The sequence below is a fragment of the Bradyrhizobium erythrophlei genome (genome assembly GCF_900129425.1).
Classification (GTDB): domain Bacteria; phylum Pseudomonadota; class Alphaproteobacteria; order Rhizobiales; family Xanthobacteraceae; genus Bradyrhizobium; species Bradyrhizobium erythrophlei_C.
On record NZ_LT670817.1, the window covers coordinates 4778473 to 4794014 of the forward strand.

Sequence of the window (15542 nt, forward strand, 5' to 3'; positions counted from 1 at the left end):
GATGAACGCGGACACCAGCAGGAACGCTGTTGTCGGCGGGAATACCCCCAGGAGTTACAGGCGATACCGCGGGAACGTGCGTATCGCTTCAGCCAAGTCCTCAGGTATCGGTTTCCCGTAGGCACGTCCAGCGGTAGGCGGCGCATGGCCGGTAATTGCGTCACTGTACCTTTCGGACATTCCAAAACGTTCGGCGCGTGCCTTGAAGGTGTGCCGCCATGCGTGGTTTGGCCTAAGCTCAGGGTCGGTGATACCCAATGAACGCACCCATTGCCCCAGCCTCTCCCTCGTGCGCTCAGCCGGACTCTGGACCGGTTCAGGCCCGGCACTTGCAGGGCGACGCGTGTAAAATAGCGGCCCGCTTCCCATGTCGTCTACGAACTGGATGAAACCCTGCTCCACGAGGTGCTCGTGCAGTGGGACGGTGCGAGCCGTGCGCGTTTTGATTTTCCCTGCCGATGGCGAAAGTCTCGCGAAGTAATCACCGCCGCGTTTCTGAATGTCCGATCCCCGGAGCTGTGTTATTTCGCCTGGACGGGCACCGGTGTAAGCGCACAGCCACGGAACCCATCGCCGAGCACGCTCGTCGACCGTTTTTGGATGCTCGTAAGCCAATGCGGCGCGCAGGATCGCCTCAGCTTCCTCAGCTGTGAACGCCTTGGTCTCTCGTTCAGTCACCTTGCGGGGGACGCTAATTCTTACGTCCTTAAAAGGATTGGCTTTAATCAATTTCTCGCCCACACCCCACGCAAACACGGTTTTGAGCGCCGTTCTCCATACGGTTGCGACGGTGTCCGCGCTGCGCTTCCCGTCGATCAGGCTGTTCATCCATTCCTTCGCAGCCTCAACGGTTATGGTCGAAGCGTCCGAGAAGCGCGCGTCGGCCGTCTTGAACACCGTTGTCCAGCGCGCGACAGTGCTGGGAGAGGGTTGAACCCCCGCAATCCAGGCTTCTAGGAGCTTCCAACATCCTATGGACCGGTTGGCCTCCAGCGAGGATGAAACATACTCGGGGAATTGGTCCATCAGGACGTCTGGTCCATAGTCACCCCGAGCCAGCCCCTCTAACCGCACATAAGCTGCCAGAAGATTGTCCTCCACCGCATCGAGGAACAAGTTGCTGGCTTCAGGGGTCAGAAAAACCCCTTGCTCGAGGAGGAAAGACGCAGTCTTGGCCTCTTCGGCAATCACAGGTCTGACTGCGGCTCGGACTTCCGGGTGAGCCTTCCACTCCCATTCGGGGTCCCTCTTGGTGTCTTGATGATATTCGTCAGGAGCGTGCGGATAGATCACGTCCCAGACCAGATGGTTGCTCATTGACCTCCAGTGCTTCGGAGTGCGGAGGTCAGTCTCGTGCTTGCTTATGAACCAGCTATACCAGCGGCCGGCCAACGCATGGGCGTTCCGGCGTGTGAGTGGTTGACCTTTGCCGTTCTTGCGCGCCCTGAGTGTGCCAATGCGGGTTTCGATTTCGGCCAACCACTCCCCGCAGCGGGCCTTCGCCTCATGGGGTGAGTAGCCCGGGGGCAGGCTCAACTTCTCTTCCCAGCCGACACCATAGACGCGCGCGTACTCCTCCCGGACGTCCTTAGGGATGACTTTGCGCGCGGCGTAGCCTCCTGTCTTTTGGCGATTTAGTCCAACCATCAATGAAGCCATTTTGTACGACCCTTTGTATTTTAGGGCGACCGAATAGCCTGAGCAATCAACAACTTATTGTTACAATGGCGGTTTTAGCGCCGCGCTTCGTGGTTCGCTTAAGTCCACCCACGCTACGAGGATCTGTTGATCTTCAACGTTTTTTCGCGGGTAGGCAAAATCAGCTTTGTACGACCGTTTGTACGAGCTCAAACTTGGAGGTTAACATGAAGATGGTTAAGAGCCTAGTTCTCGGCTCAGCGGCGGGTCTTCTCGCCGTGGGTGGGGCACAGGCGGCTGATCTTCCCATAAAGGCCAAGCCGGTCGAGTACGTGAAGATCTGCTCCCTGTATGGTGCCGGTTTCTTCTACATTCCGGGCACCGACACCTGCATCAAGCTGGGTGGTTATCTGCGCGTTGATACTACGTTCAACGGCAGCATTTATGGCCAGCCGGCGTGGAGCGCCGATCTGGGCACCGGCAATCGATACCGCGACGACTTCGCTTCCCGTTCGCGTATGGCGTTGACCGTCGATACGCGCACCGCGACTGAATACGGCGTCGTCCGCACTTTCGGCCAGGCTGATTTCCAGTTTACGACTTTCAACAACAACAACGTCAATCCCCTTACCCTCGGCACTACGCCTACGGCAACCGGCGTCTTCAATCTCCCCGGCGAAGGTTATACGGCCGTTGAATACGTGTTCATCCAGTTCGCCGGGTTCACCTTCGGTAAGTCTTCCTCGGCCTATGCGACACCCTGGAACGGCTATCCGGGCAACAACACGTCGTTCCTGATCGGCGGCAACGACTCCGTCACCGGCGTGAACAACATCCAGTACACCGCGCAGTTCGGCAACGGCGTGTCCGGCACCATCGGTCTCGATGAACCGGTCGCGTTCAACCGCACGTCTGTTTTCAACCTGTCGGCTGGCGTTACCGGTGGTATATCGAGTGTTGGTGCTGTGGGCGCGGCCGGTACCTCCGGTAACGCCTACGGCGGCCAGCACATGCCTGACGTCGTCGGCAACATCCGCATCGATCAGGCCTGGGGTCTGTTCCAGGTATCGGCTGCGGTCCATGAAGTGGACGGTTCGTACAATCTCCTCGGCCCTGGCGCCATACCGCTTATCGGGTCGGACACCTCCGGTCATCCTACCACCAAGTACGGCGGTTCGGTGATGGCGGCGTTCCAGGTCAAGAACATCCCGACCGGTGCCGGCGATGACATCAAGTTCGACACCACCTGGGCCAAGGGTGACACCAAGAACGTGATCTCGACCAGCGCGCCCTCGCCGAACTTTTTGATGCTGGGTGGCGTTCCGGGCCAATTTGGACCCGCTAATAGTATTGCTTTCGGCGCGACCACGGATGGTACCTATCTTCCGATCGCTGCCGGCGGCGATGGCACAATGCATCTGACCTCGGCGTACGGCGTTCGTGGTGCGTTCAACCACAACTGGGATCCCTACTGGTCGTCGAGCTTGTTCGGCGGCATGGGCTGGGTGCGGTATGACGCAACTCAACGAGCCAATTTCTGCTCGGCCATCTCCGCAACCATCCCTGGTCAGAACGTAACCTATTCTTGCAACCCGAACTACGCGATCTCGATGCTCGGTGTGGTCACCCGTTGGACCCCCGTCAACAACCTGACGTTCTCGGCGGAAGCCATCTGGACCCATCTCACCACCGGGTTTACTGGTTCTTCGACCTTCAGTCCGGGTGCGCCGTTCGCGGTAACCCCCCTGGCCTTCAAGGCGCAAGACACCGCGTCCCTCGAGGTTCGCGTTCAGCGCAACTTCTGATCCCGGTCGTCTGATAACGCTCTAAAAGAACCCCCGGCAGGAAACTGCCGGGGGTTTTTCTTGCCACCAGCCAAGCCAACGCCGCGAATTGAACGCGGCGAGATAGTTTTGCGAACTAGCAGGCCGCACGCGGATATACAGGCTGACCGAGACCAAGGAAGTTCATCCGCGTCTTTGTCCGCAGGAACTGGTTAGATTAGCTCCCGAGCCAACTCGTCGAGTTCGACTTCGAGAGCGTCGCTCCAGGACGGGGTGACGATTCCGAAGACGTCTTTGAGCCGCGATAGATCGAGGCGAGAGTTTCCGGGCCGCTTCGCTTTGGTTGGAAAGTCCTGCGTCCCGATCGGGGCAATGGTCTCGACTTCCAGCTTGACCCCGCGCGATTTCAATCCGGCCGCTATCGCGGTCGCGAAGGCATGCCAGTTCGTTTCGCCGGCGCAAACGACGTTGACGACACCTCCGCTCCCGGCAAGGCGTCCCACGAGATCCCGTGAGCCCGGTGATAGAATGTCCGCGACCGCCTGCGCGATCACCCTGGCCGATGTCGGCGCTCCGATCTGATCCGAGACAATCCGCAGTTCCTTGCGCTCTTTTGCCAGCCGCGCGATGGTCCTGAGGAAATTGGCACCTTTTGACGCATAAACCCAGGAAGTGCGAACAATGAGATGCGGGCCACCGGCCGCTCTGATCGCGCTATCGCCGGCGAGTTTGCTGGCACCGTAAACCGAGAGCGGCCCTGACGGACTATCCTCGCGCCATGGCTTGTCGCCCTCCCCGTTGAAAACGTAGTCGGTCGAGAAATGAACCAGGGGAACGTTATGCCGGGCGGCCCAGCGCGCGATCGCGGCCGGCGCCTCGGCATTGATGCTAAAGGCGAGCGCGGCCTCGTCCTCGGCATGATCGACCGCCGTATAGGCCGCGGGATTAATGATCAGATCGGGCTTCAGTTCATCAAGCCCGTCGGCCAGCGCGCCGGGCTTCGATAGATCGAACTCCTCCAGGGCTGGCGCAAGAATTTCGCCGCGGTCTCGAAGCAGCGGAAACAGCGCGCCGCCCACCTGCCCCGCGGTTCCCGTCAGCAAAATCCGCATCAGACCTGTCCATAGACCGGGAGGTTTTTTACCTCCGCCAGCACAGGTGCTGCGGCATCGCGCGAGGACAGCGAAGGATGGTCGATCCCCCAATTGATGCCGATCGCCGGATCATCCCAGCGGACCACGATCTCATCCTTCGGGCTGTAAACATTATCGCATTTGTAGAAGAAGTCCGCGCTCTCGGAGAGCACCAGAAAGCCATGCGCAAAGCCGCGGGGCACCCAGAGCTGGCGGCGGTTGTCTTCGCTCAGTTCAACGGCAACATGTCGCCCATAGTTGGGGCTTCCCAGGCGGACGTCGACTGAGACGTCCAGTACCCGGCCGCGCATCACGGATACGAGCTTGCCCTGGGTTGAGGGGTTCTGCAGGTGCAAGCCGCGAAGTACGCCATAGCCGGAACGGGAAAGGTTATCCTGAACGAACGCGCCCCGAATACCATGTTCCGCGTATCTATCGAGCTGGTAAGTCTCCAGGAAAAAGCCCCGTGGATCGCCATACATTTTGGGCTCGACAATCAAAACCTCCGGAAGACTGGTCGCAACGATCTGCATCGCCTGAGCTCTCTAAAATGTCATGCGCCGGTGTTAACTCTGGATAACAAACTTGTGCAGTGCACGCCATCTGTTAAGAATCTGACGATCAATCAAATCGCGAGGCGCTATGAAGGGCATCATCTTGGCCGGCGGAACCGGATCGCGCCTTTACCCTGTGACGACGGTTGTTTCGAAGCAGCTTCTTCCCGTTTTCGACAAGCCGATGATTTATTATCCGCTGTCGACGCTGATGTTTGCGGGCATCCGGGATATTCTCATCATTACGACGCCCCAGGATCAGCACCTCTTCGAACGCTTGCTCGGAGACGGAAGCGACCTTGGACTTCACTTTACCTATGTGTCGCAGGATAAACCGCGCGGCCTGGCCGACGCCTTCGTTCTCGGCGCCGACTTCGTCGGTTCGGATCGCGTCGCCCTCGTGCTCGGCGACAACATTTTCCACGGACATGGCTTCCCTGAGCAACTTGCACACGCGACCGAGCGCGGCAAGGGCGCGACCGTGTTCGGATATGTCGTCAACACCCCGGAGCACTACGGCGTGGTTGAGCTCGACCATTTTGGGCGAGCGCTTTCAATTGAAGAAAAGCCGGCGAAACCAAAATCGAACGTCGCGGTGACGGGCCTTTATTTCTACGACAATGATGTTGTTCGTATGGCTGCGGACTTGAAGCCGTCAGCGCGCGGCGAAATCGAGATTTCCGATTTGAACCGGGCCTACATGGAGCGAGGTGACCTGTTCGTCCAAATCCTCGGTCGTGGTTTCGCTTGGCTCGATACCGGTACGCATGCTTCCCTCGTCGAGGCCAGTCATTTTGTCCAGATCCTCGAGGAGCGGCAGGGCATGCGAGTCGCATGTCTGGAGGAAATCGCGCTCCGTCTTGGCTATATTACGCTCGACAAGTTTGAGATCCTCGCGCAGCGTTGCGCCAAAAGCAGCTACGGCGAATATCTTTTCAGCATTCACCGCTCTTTCGCCCAATCCCGCCGGGCGGAGTTCTGACCATGCGCTTTGAGAAAGAGGTCATCTTTGTCACCGGCGGCGCGGGCTTCATCGGCTCGGCGGTGGTGCGCCATCTGCTGCGCGATACCCACGCCCGGGTCGTCAACATCGACAAGCTGACCTATGCCGCAAACCTGGATTCGCTGCCCGGCGCGGTCGGCAATCCGCATTATGCCTTCGAGCAGGTCTGCATCCGCGATGCGGCCTCCTTGCGAAAGCTGTTCGAAAAATACCAGCCCGATGCGGTGATGAATCTCGCCGCCGAGAGCCATGTCGATCGCTCGATCGACGGCCCCGGCGAATTCGTGCAAACCAATATCGTCGGCACCTTCACGCTGCTTCAGGAGAGCCTGCGGCACTGGCGAAGCCAGTCGCCCGAGAAACGCGCAAAGTTCCGTTTCCTGCACATCTCGACCGATGAGGTGTTCGGCTCACTTGGCGACGAGGGCCTGTTCACCGAGACCACCGCTTACGCGCCCAACTCGCCCTATTCCGCGAGCAAGGCCGCCTCCGATCATCTGGTCCGCGCCTGGCGCGAGACCTACGATCTGCCGGCGCTGGTGACGAACTGCTCGAACAATTACGGGCCGTACCATTTCCCGGAAAAGCTGATCCCGCACATCATCATCAAGGGGCTGGCCGGCGAGCCCCTGCCCGTCTATGGCGACGGCCGGAACATCCGGGACTGGCTCTATGTCGAGGACCACGCCAGGGCACTGACGCTGGTGCTCGAACGCGGCGTGGTCGGCGAGACCTACAATGTCGGCGGCCGCAACGAGCGCACCAATTTGCATGTGGTGGAAAGCATCTGCGACCTCTTGGACGAAATCCTGCCGGGCGCGGCCGGACCACGGCGAAACCTGATCTCCTTTGTCACGGACCGGCCTGGCCACGACCGGCGCTACGCGATCGACGCCTCGAAGCTGGAGCGGGAGCTGGGCTGGCGAGCCGAGGAACATTTCGAAAGCGGCATCGAGAAGACGGTGCGCTGGTATGTCGACCAGCAACCGTGGTGGCGGGCCATTCTCGATCGCGGATACTCCACGGGTCGCCTGGGGCTGCGTCAATAAGCTGACCGATCCACAAAGCCCGGAACGGCAAGCTGACGGTTAACGATTCGCTGCCTTGAAGCCCGCGATTTTAGGCTAATTTGATCGCGTGCTCGAACGCGATCGAAGATTCTTTCCTGTATTCGTTGCGGCAAGCGAATATTGGGGGAGTAATTCAGATGCGTCGTCTCGTCAAAATCGCCGCGGCCGTGTCGGTGCTGGGAACGGCATTTTTCGGGACCGCAGAAGCCGCCTTCATCGGCATGCCGATGAATCTCGGCGTCCAACTCGAGCGTGTCCGGTTCGAAACGCCGACTCTGGCCCCGATGGCGCATACGCGCTCTTCCATGGAATATCCGGATGACTGCAAGGCCCGCAAAATCGTTTTCCGGAGCGGTCGGGTTAGGCTCACTCCGCAGCGTGTCCAGGACCTGATGGCGGTCAACACCCCCGTCAATTCGTCGATCGAGCCCGAGCGAAATGATGCGGGCATCGCGGGCGAAAGGTGGCTTGTGGCCCCTCCTTCGGAGATTGCAATGATTACGCCGTGACCAGGCGTCACGATTTGATCGCGCGCGGTGACGCAGCGAATGATCGAGTTCGCTGAGCGACGCGATCCAAATGCTCCGACGCCTGGGCTGAACATCGACCGCGAACGGCTGATGCCGCCAACGAAGTCGGCCGCTTCTGATTTGCGCCAGCCGTGTTCCCCAGAACCGCAATAGTTGCCGTTTCAAGCTGCGCGCGGGATATATTTGCCGCTCCGCAAAATGCGGGGCGGTCAAAGCAGAGCGAAGTCTGTATCCGGTACGCCAGACTAGTGCGCGGTCATCCAGACGCGGGCTTCGCGCTGGGCCATGGCGATCTCGACTTCGGACATCATCTCGGCGACCTCGCGGCGCAGCCGGGCGGCCTCTGCGCAGCCCTTGACGGCGGCGAGGTTGAACCACTTATGCGCGGCGATGAGGTTGACCACACCGGATCGTCCGCTCGCCCAGTACAGCCCGCGCTCGAACAACGCATCCGGGATGGCGCTTGCTTCCACCGGCGTTGCCGTATCCAGATCGATATGCCCCTGAAACACCTGTCATCTCCTTTTTGATTTTTGGCCGCCCTGCTCCGAGCGCGGCCCCTGTCCGCTTGTCTAACGACCCGTCATCCCCCACGCCGTTTGCCGGCTTGTTGGGATGATCATGACCGATAAAATTTGAAGAGCGGTTTAAGTATCGCGATGAATCGGATGTAAACGCGCGGTCGGCACCACCAGCCCCGAAATCGCAAAAACCCTTGTTTTGCAGGGTTTTTCAAGGAAGCGCGGAATTCGGTTTACCCTGCCATTTCGCAAAACGATAACCATTGGCGCAATGGCGCGCCCATTCAGCCGTCCGGCACCCGCGAAAGCGGGCGATCGGTCTTTCAGTCCTTAGGGATTGATCGAAAGGCCGCGGCGTACCGGATCCTCCGCGTTCGCGGAATAGGACCGTGGACTACGGCGGTCGCAGCGCAGGCCTGAACGGCCGTCGCAGGCGATCAGGGCAATTATGATTCTAAAGGATTGGGAAATCAGTATGCCGGGGGCACCAGCCGCGCCGGCTCAGAGAACGAGGGCGTCGGCGAACACGTCAGGACCAGATTTCACCTGAGGCGAAGATCGCCGGTGAAATTGCGGACCAAGATCCGCACCGAACGAAGAAAACTTGTTTCTTCTGCTGGAGCGTTTTTCGACAGGGCGAACCCTTCGAAACCACGATCCAGCCGTTTGACCTGATGTCTCGCCGACACCCTCTGTCGTCGACCAGAGCCATCCGGTTTAAGATCTGCTTCGAGAAGCAGATCGTCCTGAAGGCTCTTGTGACGTGCCGGCATCAAGCCGCCGGCAATTCTTGAGAAGCGAAATTTACTTCTTCTTCTTGGCGACCTTGCGGGTCTTCTTCGCAGTCTTCTTCACTGCGCTCTTCGCCTTCTTTGCCTTCTTAGCTTTCTTGGCCATGTTGCCCTCCTGATGTAGTGAGATGGCTTAATCGCTGCGTGCACTCGGGAATCGATATGCACTGCATCCCGAATACACCAACACATCTAAAAAAACAGCGTCCCGCTTAAGGAAGTGTTGACGCGCCGACGCGAGAGCGCGCGCAACGCGTTGATCGGCAACACCTCGATGCATTCGCGCAACGACGCGAAAAGCGCTTGAAACGCCGACATCGGCGATTGTCAATATCGCACGAAATGCCTGTGCCGCAGGTGTTTCTTTCATCGACGCATTGCGCAATCGACGTGCAATAGATGTCTGTGCCGCTCATCAATGCCAGCTAAAAACGCTTTGCGCGGACTCTGAGTCGCGGTATTTGGCAATAAAAAAATTTTCGTCCTCGCCGGCTTCGCGTCTCATCGGCGCTCGCCAAAACCGGTTTTTTGGACGAATCGGCGGCGCTGATTCGCAACGCGGTTTTTGCTCCGCACGATGCACCGCCCGTCCTGATCAACGATCGATGCACGCTTGCGTACGAGTTCAGCGAGGCGCCGGCCATGACGCCGGCGTCACCTCACGCACCCGTCAGATGCCGAGTTTGGACTTCAGCAGATCGTTCACGACCTGCGGGTTGGCCTTGCCGCCGGATGACTTCATCACCTGGCCGACGAACCAGCCAATCATCGCCGGCTTGGCTTTCGCCTGGGCGACCTTGTCGGGATTGGCTGACATGATGTCGTCGACCACCCTCTCGATCGCGCCGAGATCGGTGACCTGCTTCATGCCGCGCGATTCGACCAGCGCGCGGGGATCGCCGCCCTCCTGCCAGACGATCTCGAACAGGTCTTTTGCAATTTTGCCCGAGATTGTGCCCTCGCCGATCAGCTCGACGATGCTGCCGAGCTGTCCGGCCGACACCGGCGAACCCGAAATATCCCGGCCCTCCTTGTTGAGCCGGCCGAACAATTCGTTGATCACCCAGTTGGCGGCGAGCTTGCCGTCGCGGGCCTTGTCGGCAAGTCCGGCAAGCACGGCTTCAAAGAAGTCCGCGCTCTCGCGTTCAGCGACCAGCACGCTGGCGTCGTAAGGCGACAGGCCGAAGTCGGCGATGAAGCGCGCCTTCTTCTGGTCCGGCAATTCCGGCAGATTGGCCCTGAGATCGGCGACATAGGCTTCGCTGAACTCGAGCGGCAGCAGGTCGGGATCCGGGAAATAGCGGTAGTCGTGCGCCTCTTCCTTCGAGCGCATCGAACGCGTCTCGCCCTTGTTCGGATCGAACAACCGGGTTTCCTGGTCGATGGCGCCGCCGTCCTCGATGATCTCGATCTGGCGCCTCGCCTCGTATTCGATCGCCTGCCCGATGAAGGCGATCGAGTTCATGTTCTTGATCTCGCAGCGGGTGCCGAGCGGTCCGCCCGGCTTGCGCACGGACACGTTGACGTCGGCGCGCAGGGATCCCTTCTCCATGTCGCCGTCGCAGGTGCCGAGATAGCGCAGGATCGAGCGCAACTTGGTCACATAGGCCTTCGCCTGCTCGGACGAGCGGATGTCGGGCTTGGAGACGATCTCCATCAAGGCCACGCCGGACCGGTTGAGGTCGACATATGACAGGGTCGAACTCCGATCGTGCAGCGACTTGCCGGCGTCCTGTTCCAGATGCAGCCGCTCGATGCCCACGGTGGCCGTTTCGCCGTCCGCCAGCTCGACCACCACCTCACCCTCGCCCACGATCGGCGACTTGTACTGGCTGATCTGGTAGCCCTGCGGCAGGTCCGGATAGAAATAGTTCTTGCGGTCGAACACCGAGCGCAGATTGATCTGCGCATTGAGGCCGAGCCCGGTGCGCACCGCTTGCGCGACGCAGAATTCGTTGATGACAGGCAGCATGCCCGGCATCGCCGCATCGACCAGCGAGACATGGCTGTTGGGTGCGCCGCCGAATTCCGTCGAGGCCCCGGAAAACAGTTTTGAGTTCGAGGTGACCTGGGCATGGACTTCCAGCCCGATCACCATTTCCCAGTCGCCGGTGGCGCCCTTGATCAGCTTCGATGGTTTGACTGCAACGTTCATGGGCGGCTCGGGTCAAGGTGTCATGGAACATGGATTCACGGCGAAAGGCCTTGAAATAGCTGGATTTTTCTCTCGCCGGACGCTCGGTATATAACATTGCCGCGACAACCCGTCGAGACTATGGATAGATGGAGATCAAGTCGTCGGATGGATAGTCTTAGTGGTCGCCGCAAAATTTGCAGCGGCCCTTTTCTGATGTTGCGCGGCAAGCGGGAGCGACGGGACAATGATGTGCGAACCACCCGCGGACGGAATCAAGCTTCATATTGGCGGTTGGGAACAGCGCGAGGGATGGAAGATACTGGATGCCATTCCGGGACCGATCGTTGATTACGTCGGAAATTGCACTGATCTGACGTTTCTGAACGACGAGAGTTGCGGCGAGGTCTATGCCTCGCATGTGTTCGAGCATCTCGGCTATAATGGGGAGCTTCAAGGCGCCCTTCAAGGCATTTACCGTGTCCTCAAGCCGGGCGGCAGGCTGAGGGCCTCGGTCCCCGACCTTGAAACCTTATGCAAGATATACGTCCACCCCAACATCACGCCTCAGGGGCGCTTTCATATCATGCGGATGATGTTTGGTGGCCGAACGACACCGTATGACATCCACTATACGGGCCTGGATATGACCATGCTCGGAACCCTGCTTCATGACGCCGGATTCCGCGAGATCGAGCGTGTCGAAAAGTTCGGCGTATTCCAAGACACCAGCGAATTGCGTTTCAGCGACACGCCGATAAGTCTCAATATGATTGCTCGCAAACCCGTTTAGTTGTTCGATATCAGGGATCGACGACTTGCCGACGTTTGGGACTGCCCTGCGAACGGCCTCGCGGCGACTTGATCGGAAGTCGATTTGCGGCTGGGACTCATGCACTGCCGAGCAGCGCGGACGCGATGCCCTGCCATTCGGTTTCGAGAGCACCGGCCGCAACCGGTTTGCCGGCCCTGCGGTACCAATAGCCGGCGTTGCCGAGGTCGCCCTCGACGCGATGCAGATAGGCATGGACCCACGCTGACTCGGCGGTGTCTTCGTCCTGAACCAGTTTGTGTGCCTCGTCCCACCCGCCTTTGGCGGCCCACCACAAGGCGGCCAGCGGCGCGTCGAGATCGGGCGCGGGGGCGGCACCCGCCAAGCTCGCTTTGAACTCCGCCAAGCTCACCACCACCTCGCCGGCGTGAACCGTCCCGCCGCCTGTTCGACCACCTCGCCGAGCGAGAACAGTGTCTCCTCGTCGAACGGACGGCCGATCAGCTGCAGGCCGAGCGGCAAGCCTTGCACGTCCGTGCCGGCGGGAACGGCGATGCCGGGCAGACCCGCCATGTTTACCGTCACCGTGAAGATGTCGTTGAGATACATCTCGACGGGGTCGGCGCCCTTCTCGCCGATGCCGAACGCCGCCGATGGCGTCGCCGGTGTCAGGATCGCATGCACGCCTTTGGCAAAGCAGTCCTCGAAGTCCCTCTTGATCAGGGTCCGGACTTTCTGGGCGCGAAGATAATACGCGTCGTAATAGCCGGCCGAGAGCACGTAGGTGCCGATCATGACGCGGCGGCGGACCTCGGCGCCAAAACCGTCGGCGCGGGTGTTTTCATACATCTCGCCGATCGAGCGGCCGGGCACGCGCAGGCCGTACCGCACGCCGTCGTAACGGGCGAGATTCGAGGAAGCCTCCGCGGGCGCGACGATGTAGTACGCCGGCAGCGCGTATTTGGTGTGCGGCAGCGACACCTCCACCAGTTCCGCGCCGGCTGCTTTCAGCCAGGCCGCGCCTTCGGTCCAGAGCTTTTCGATTTCCGCGGGCATGCCGTCGAGGCGATACTCCCGGGGTATGCCGATCTTCATGCCCTTGACGGATTTTCCAATCGAAGCCTCGTAATCCGGCACCTCGCGATCGACCGACGTGGTATCCTTGGGGTCGTGGCCGGCCATCGAGCGCATCAGAATCGCCGCATCCCGCACGGTGCGCGCGATCGGCCCGGCCTGGTCGAGCGAAGATGCGAAGGCGACGATGCCCCAGCGCGAGCAGCGCCCATAGGTCGGCTTGACGCCGACCGTGCCGGTGAACGCCGCCGGCTGGCGGATCGAGCCGCCGGTGTCGGTCGCGGTCGCCCCCATGCACAACAGCGCCGCCACCGCCGACGCCGAGCCGCCGGATGAGCCGCCGGGCACCAGCGTGGTATTGGCGCCCTCGCGCCGCCACGGATTGACCACCGGACCGAAGCACGACGTCTCGTTCGACGATCCCATCGCGAACTCGTCATTGTTGAGCTTGCCGAGCATGACGGCGCCGTCGCGCCAGAGCTGCGAGGTGATCGTGGACTCGTAGGTCGGCACAAAATTGCCGAGGATTTTCGAGCACGCGGTAGTGCGGACGTCCCTGGTGGCGAACAGATCCTTGATCCCGAGCGGGATACCGCTGAGCGGACCGCCCTCGCCCTTCACAAGCTTCGCATCGGCCTCGCGCGCCATGGCGCGGGCCTGATCCGGCGTCTCCATAACAAAGGCGTTGAGCGCGCGGGCTTCCTCGATCGCCTTGAGGTGCGCGTCGGTCAGTTCAAGCGAAGTAAAGGATTTATTCGCGAGACCACTTCTGGCCTCGGCGAGCGTCAGCGATGTCAAATCGGTCATTTATCAACCGGGCTGCAGAAGAACGGAGACAGCGTCTTGTCGTTGGCCGGGTCGTCGCGCGCAACCTTTGCCTTGTCGATCGCCTCGAGTGCATCGAGCACCGCGTCGACCGCCTTGTCGGGATCGGCAGCCTTGCCCTGCCGCTCCATCGCATCGAGATAGTCCATATAGGCCGCATAGGCCTTTTCATCGTCGCAGAGCAGACACATCGGATTTCCCGTCTCGATAAAAGAATTTACTCGACGACCTTGGGCACCAGAAAGAAATGATCCTCGCTGGCCGGCGCATTTCTGACGATGTCCTCCGCGATCTCGCCGTCCGTGACCACGTCGGGACGCTTCTTCATTTCCAGCGGCATCACCGAGGTCATCGGTTCGACGCCATCGACATTCACTTCCGACAGTTGCTCGACGAAAGCCAGCATCGCGTTCAACTCGTCCTGCAGATGCGGAACCTCGGTCTCGGTGACCGCGATCCGCGCGAGTTGCGCGATGCGGCGAACGGTGGCGGCGTCGACGGACATAATATAGGCCTCTGCGGCGGCAAATTCAGCCCGCCGTATAGCAGACGGGCCTTTCGCGCTGCAACCGCGCGAAGGGGCCTTAGCTGCCTGCGAGATGGCTCAGCTGCGCCAGCGCCGCGCCTGCCAGCGCCCGGGTCAGTTCGGCGGCCGGCATCTCGCGGCCGAGCCGTATCGCCTGCCCAGCCCAAAGATTGGTGAAATCGGTCTTGCCGAGCTTTTCCGCCGCCGCCTTCAGGGGCGCCAGGCCGGTCGCGGCATGGGGAAACGCCGGCGCGTGAGGCGAAATCGGGCCGACCTCGCGCATCACGCGATTGGCCACCCCGCGCGCCGGACGCCCGGTCATGACGTTGGTGATCACGGTGGAATCGTCCAGCGCCTGGGCCAGCGCGACCCGCACCGGCTGGGTCACCGTGGATTCCGGGCAGCGCAGATAGGCGCTGCCGATCTGCACGCCGGCCGCGCCCAGCGCGAACGCCGCCGCGATACCACGCCCGTCGGCGATGCCGCCCGCCGCGATCACGGGCACCTTCACCGCATCGACCACCTGCGGCACCAGCGCGAAGGTGCCCGGCTGCTCCGCGATATTTTCGGTCAGGAACATGCCGCGATGGCCGCCGGCTTCGGCGCCCTGGGCGATGATGGCATCGGCGCCGTTTTCCTCGAGCCAGATTGCCTCCTTCACGATGGTTGCCGACGAGATCACGACGCAGCCGGCGGCTTTGACGCGCCTCAGCAGCGCTCGGTCCGGCAGGCCGAAATGGAAGCTGACGACTTCGGGCTTCAATTCCTCGATGAGTTCGCACATCGCGGCATCGAACGGTGCGCGGCTGGCGGCGTTGACCGGCGCCGCCGCATCCAGCCCCAGTTCCCTATAATAGGGCGCAAGCCGCTGCTTCCATCCCGCCTCACGGCTGGGATCGGCGTCGGCGGGCTCGTGGCAGAAGAAGTTCATGCTGATCGGCGCCGATACGCGCTGACGGATGATATTGACCTGGTCGCGCGCCTTCTCCGCCGACAGCATGGCGCACGGCAGCGAGCCCAGCGCGCCACCCTGCGCCGCCGCGATCACGAGATCCGCGTCCATGGCGCCGGCCATCGGCGCCAGCACGATCGGAAACTCGGTCTTGAAAAGTGCAAGGAGTCGACGGTCCGGCCACATGGTCTGCTCCTTCAGCTGAAAAAGGGGATCCGCGGGCATCGTTGCCGGG

Annotated in this window: 16 protein-coding genes; 5 read left to right on the forward strand and 11 right to left on the reverse strand. The window is 60.8% G+C overall.

From position 1 onward, the window contains the following. Positions 1 to 54 precede the first annotated feature (54 nt). Positions 55 to 1659, reverse strand: coding sequence for a site-specific integrase (locus tag B5527_RS22820; RefSeq protein WP_079603550.1), 1605 nt, complete (start codon positions 1657 to 1659; stop codon positions 55 to 57). 206 nt (positions 1660 to 1865) lie between these two features. Here B5527_RS22820 and B5527_RS22825 point away from each other — a divergent pair, with 206 nt between their 5' ends. Continuing rightward, positions 1866 to 3443: a porin gene (locus B5527_RS22825; protein ID WP_079603551.1), complete on the forward strand. Its 1578-nt coding sequence runs from the start codon at positions 1866 to 1868 to the stop codon at positions 3441 to 3443. A 191-nt stretch (positions 3444 to 3634) separates the two neighbouring features. On the opposite strand, the gene rfbD is transcribed toward B5527_RS22825, so the two are convergent. Further along, positions 3635 to 4534, reverse strand: coding sequence for a dTDP-4-dehydrorhamnose reductase (gene rfbD / locus B5527_RS22830; protein WP_079603552.1), 900 nt, complete (start codon positions 4532 to 4534; stop codon positions 3635 to 3637). Further along, positions 4534 to 5088, reverse strand: coding sequence for a dTDP-4-dehydrorhamnose 3,5-epimerase (gene rfbC / locus B5527_RS22835; protein WP_079603553.1), 555 nt, complete (start codon positions 5086 to 5088; stop codon positions 4534 to 4536). The genes rfbD and rfbC overlap by 1 nt, the downstream gene beginning before the upstream one ends. Positions 5089 to 5197: 109 nt before the next feature. On the opposite strand from rfbC, the gene rfbA reads away from it, so the two are divergent. The 3 genes from rfbA to B5527_RS22850 all read left to right on the forward strand — a co-directional run bounded on the left by rfbA (position 5198) and on the right by B5527_RS22850 (position 7691). Then, positions 5198 to 6091: a glucose-1-phosphate thymidylyltransferase RfbA gene (gene rfbA / locus B5527_RS22840; RefSeq protein WP_079603554.1), complete on the forward strand. Its 894-nt coding sequence runs from the start codon at positions 5198 to 5200 to the stop codon at positions 6089 to 6091. A 2-nt stretch (positions 6092 to 6093) separates the two neighbouring features. After that, positions 6094 to 7161, forward strand: coding sequence for a dTDP-glucose 4,6-dehydratase (rfbB, locus tag B5527_RS22845; protein WP_079603555.1), 1068 nt, complete (start codon positions 6094 to 6096; stop codon positions 7159 to 7161). 80 nt (positions 7162 to 7241) lie between these two features. Further along, the gene (locus B5527_RS22850) at positions 7242 to 7691 is read left to right on the forward strand and encodes a transglutaminase-like cysteine peptidase (RefSeq protein ID WP_079603556.1); all 450 of its coding nucleotides are present in this window, start codon (positions 7242 to 7244) and stop codon (positions 7689 to 7691) included. Between the two features lie 266 nt (positions 7692 to 7957). On the opposite strand, the gene B5527_RS22855 is transcribed toward B5527_RS22850, so the two are convergent. From B5527_RS22855 to gatB, 3 genes are all read right to left on the reverse strand, one after another. Beyond that, positions 7958 to 8224: a hypothetical protein gene (locus tag B5527_RS22855; RefSeq protein WP_079603557.1), complete on the reverse strand. Its 267-nt coding sequence runs from the start codon at positions 8222 to 8224 to the stop codon at positions 7958 to 7960. A 551-nt stretch (positions 8225 to 8775) separates the two neighbouring features. Then, a complete protein-coding gene (locus tag B5527_RS44350; protein ID WP_154072452.1) occupies positions 8776 to 9006 on the reverse strand; it encodes a hypothetical protein in 231 nt (76 codons plus the stop codon). A 688-nt stretch (positions 9007 to 9694) separates the two neighbouring features. Next, positions 9695 to 11179: an Asp-tRNA(Asn)/Glu-tRNA(Gln) amidotransferase subunit GatB gene (gatB, locus tag B5527_RS22860; RefSeq protein WP_079603558.1), complete on the reverse strand. Its 1485-nt coding sequence runs from the start codon at positions 11177 to 11179 to the stop codon at positions 9695 to 9697. Positions 11180 to 11405: 226 nt separating this feature from the next. Here gatB and B5527_RS22865 point away from each other — a divergent pair, with 226 nt between their 5' ends. Then, entirely contained in the window at positions 11406 to 11951 is a 546-nt protein-coding gene (locus B5527_RS22865) for a class I SAM-dependent methyltransferase (RefSeq protein WP_197689200.1), read from the forward strand. A gap of 97 nt (positions 11952 to 12048) precedes the next feature. Here the strand turns inward: B5527_RS22865 and B5527_RS22870 are convergent, their stop codons facing one another. From B5527_RS22870 to B5527_RS22890, 5 genes are all read right to left on the reverse strand, one after another. Then, entirely contained in the window at positions 12049 to 12348 is a 300-nt protein-coding gene (locus B5527_RS22870; protein WP_154072453.1) for a hypothetical protein, read from the reverse strand. Continuing rightward, positions 12339 to 13811, reverse strand: a complete 1473-nt coding sequence (gene gatA, locus B5527_RS22875; RefSeq protein WP_079603559.1) for an Asp-tRNA(Asn)/Glu-tRNA(Gln) amidotransferase subunit GatA — start codon at positions 13809 to 13811, stop codon at positions 12339 to 12341. Before gatA ends, B5527_RS22870 begins: the two co-directional genes overlap by 10 nt. Continuing rightward, positions 13808 to 14020 (reverse strand): hypothetical protein, encoded by a 213-nt coding sequence (locus B5527_RS22880; protein WP_079603560.1) that lies wholly within the window; start codon positions 14018 to 14020, stop codon positions 13808 to 13810. The genes gatA and B5527_RS22880 overlap by 4 nt, the downstream gene beginning before the upstream one ends. A 26-nt stretch (positions 14021 to 14046) precedes the next feature. After that, the gene (gatC, locus tag B5527_RS22885) at positions 14047 to 14334 is read right to left on the reverse strand and encodes an Asp-tRNA(Asn)/Glu-tRNA(Gln) amidotransferase subunit GatC (protein ID WP_079603561.1); all 288 of its coding nucleotides are present in this window, start codon (positions 14332 to 14334) and stop codon (positions 14047 to 14049) included. 79 nt (positions 14335 to 14413) lie between these two features. Next, positions 14414 to 15493, reverse strand: a complete 1080-nt coding sequence (locus B5527_RS22890) for an NAD(P)H-dependent flavin oxidoreductase (protein ID WP_079607440.1) — start codon at positions 15491 to 15493, stop codon at positions 14414 to 14416. Positions 15494 to 15542: the final 49 nt, after the last annotated feature.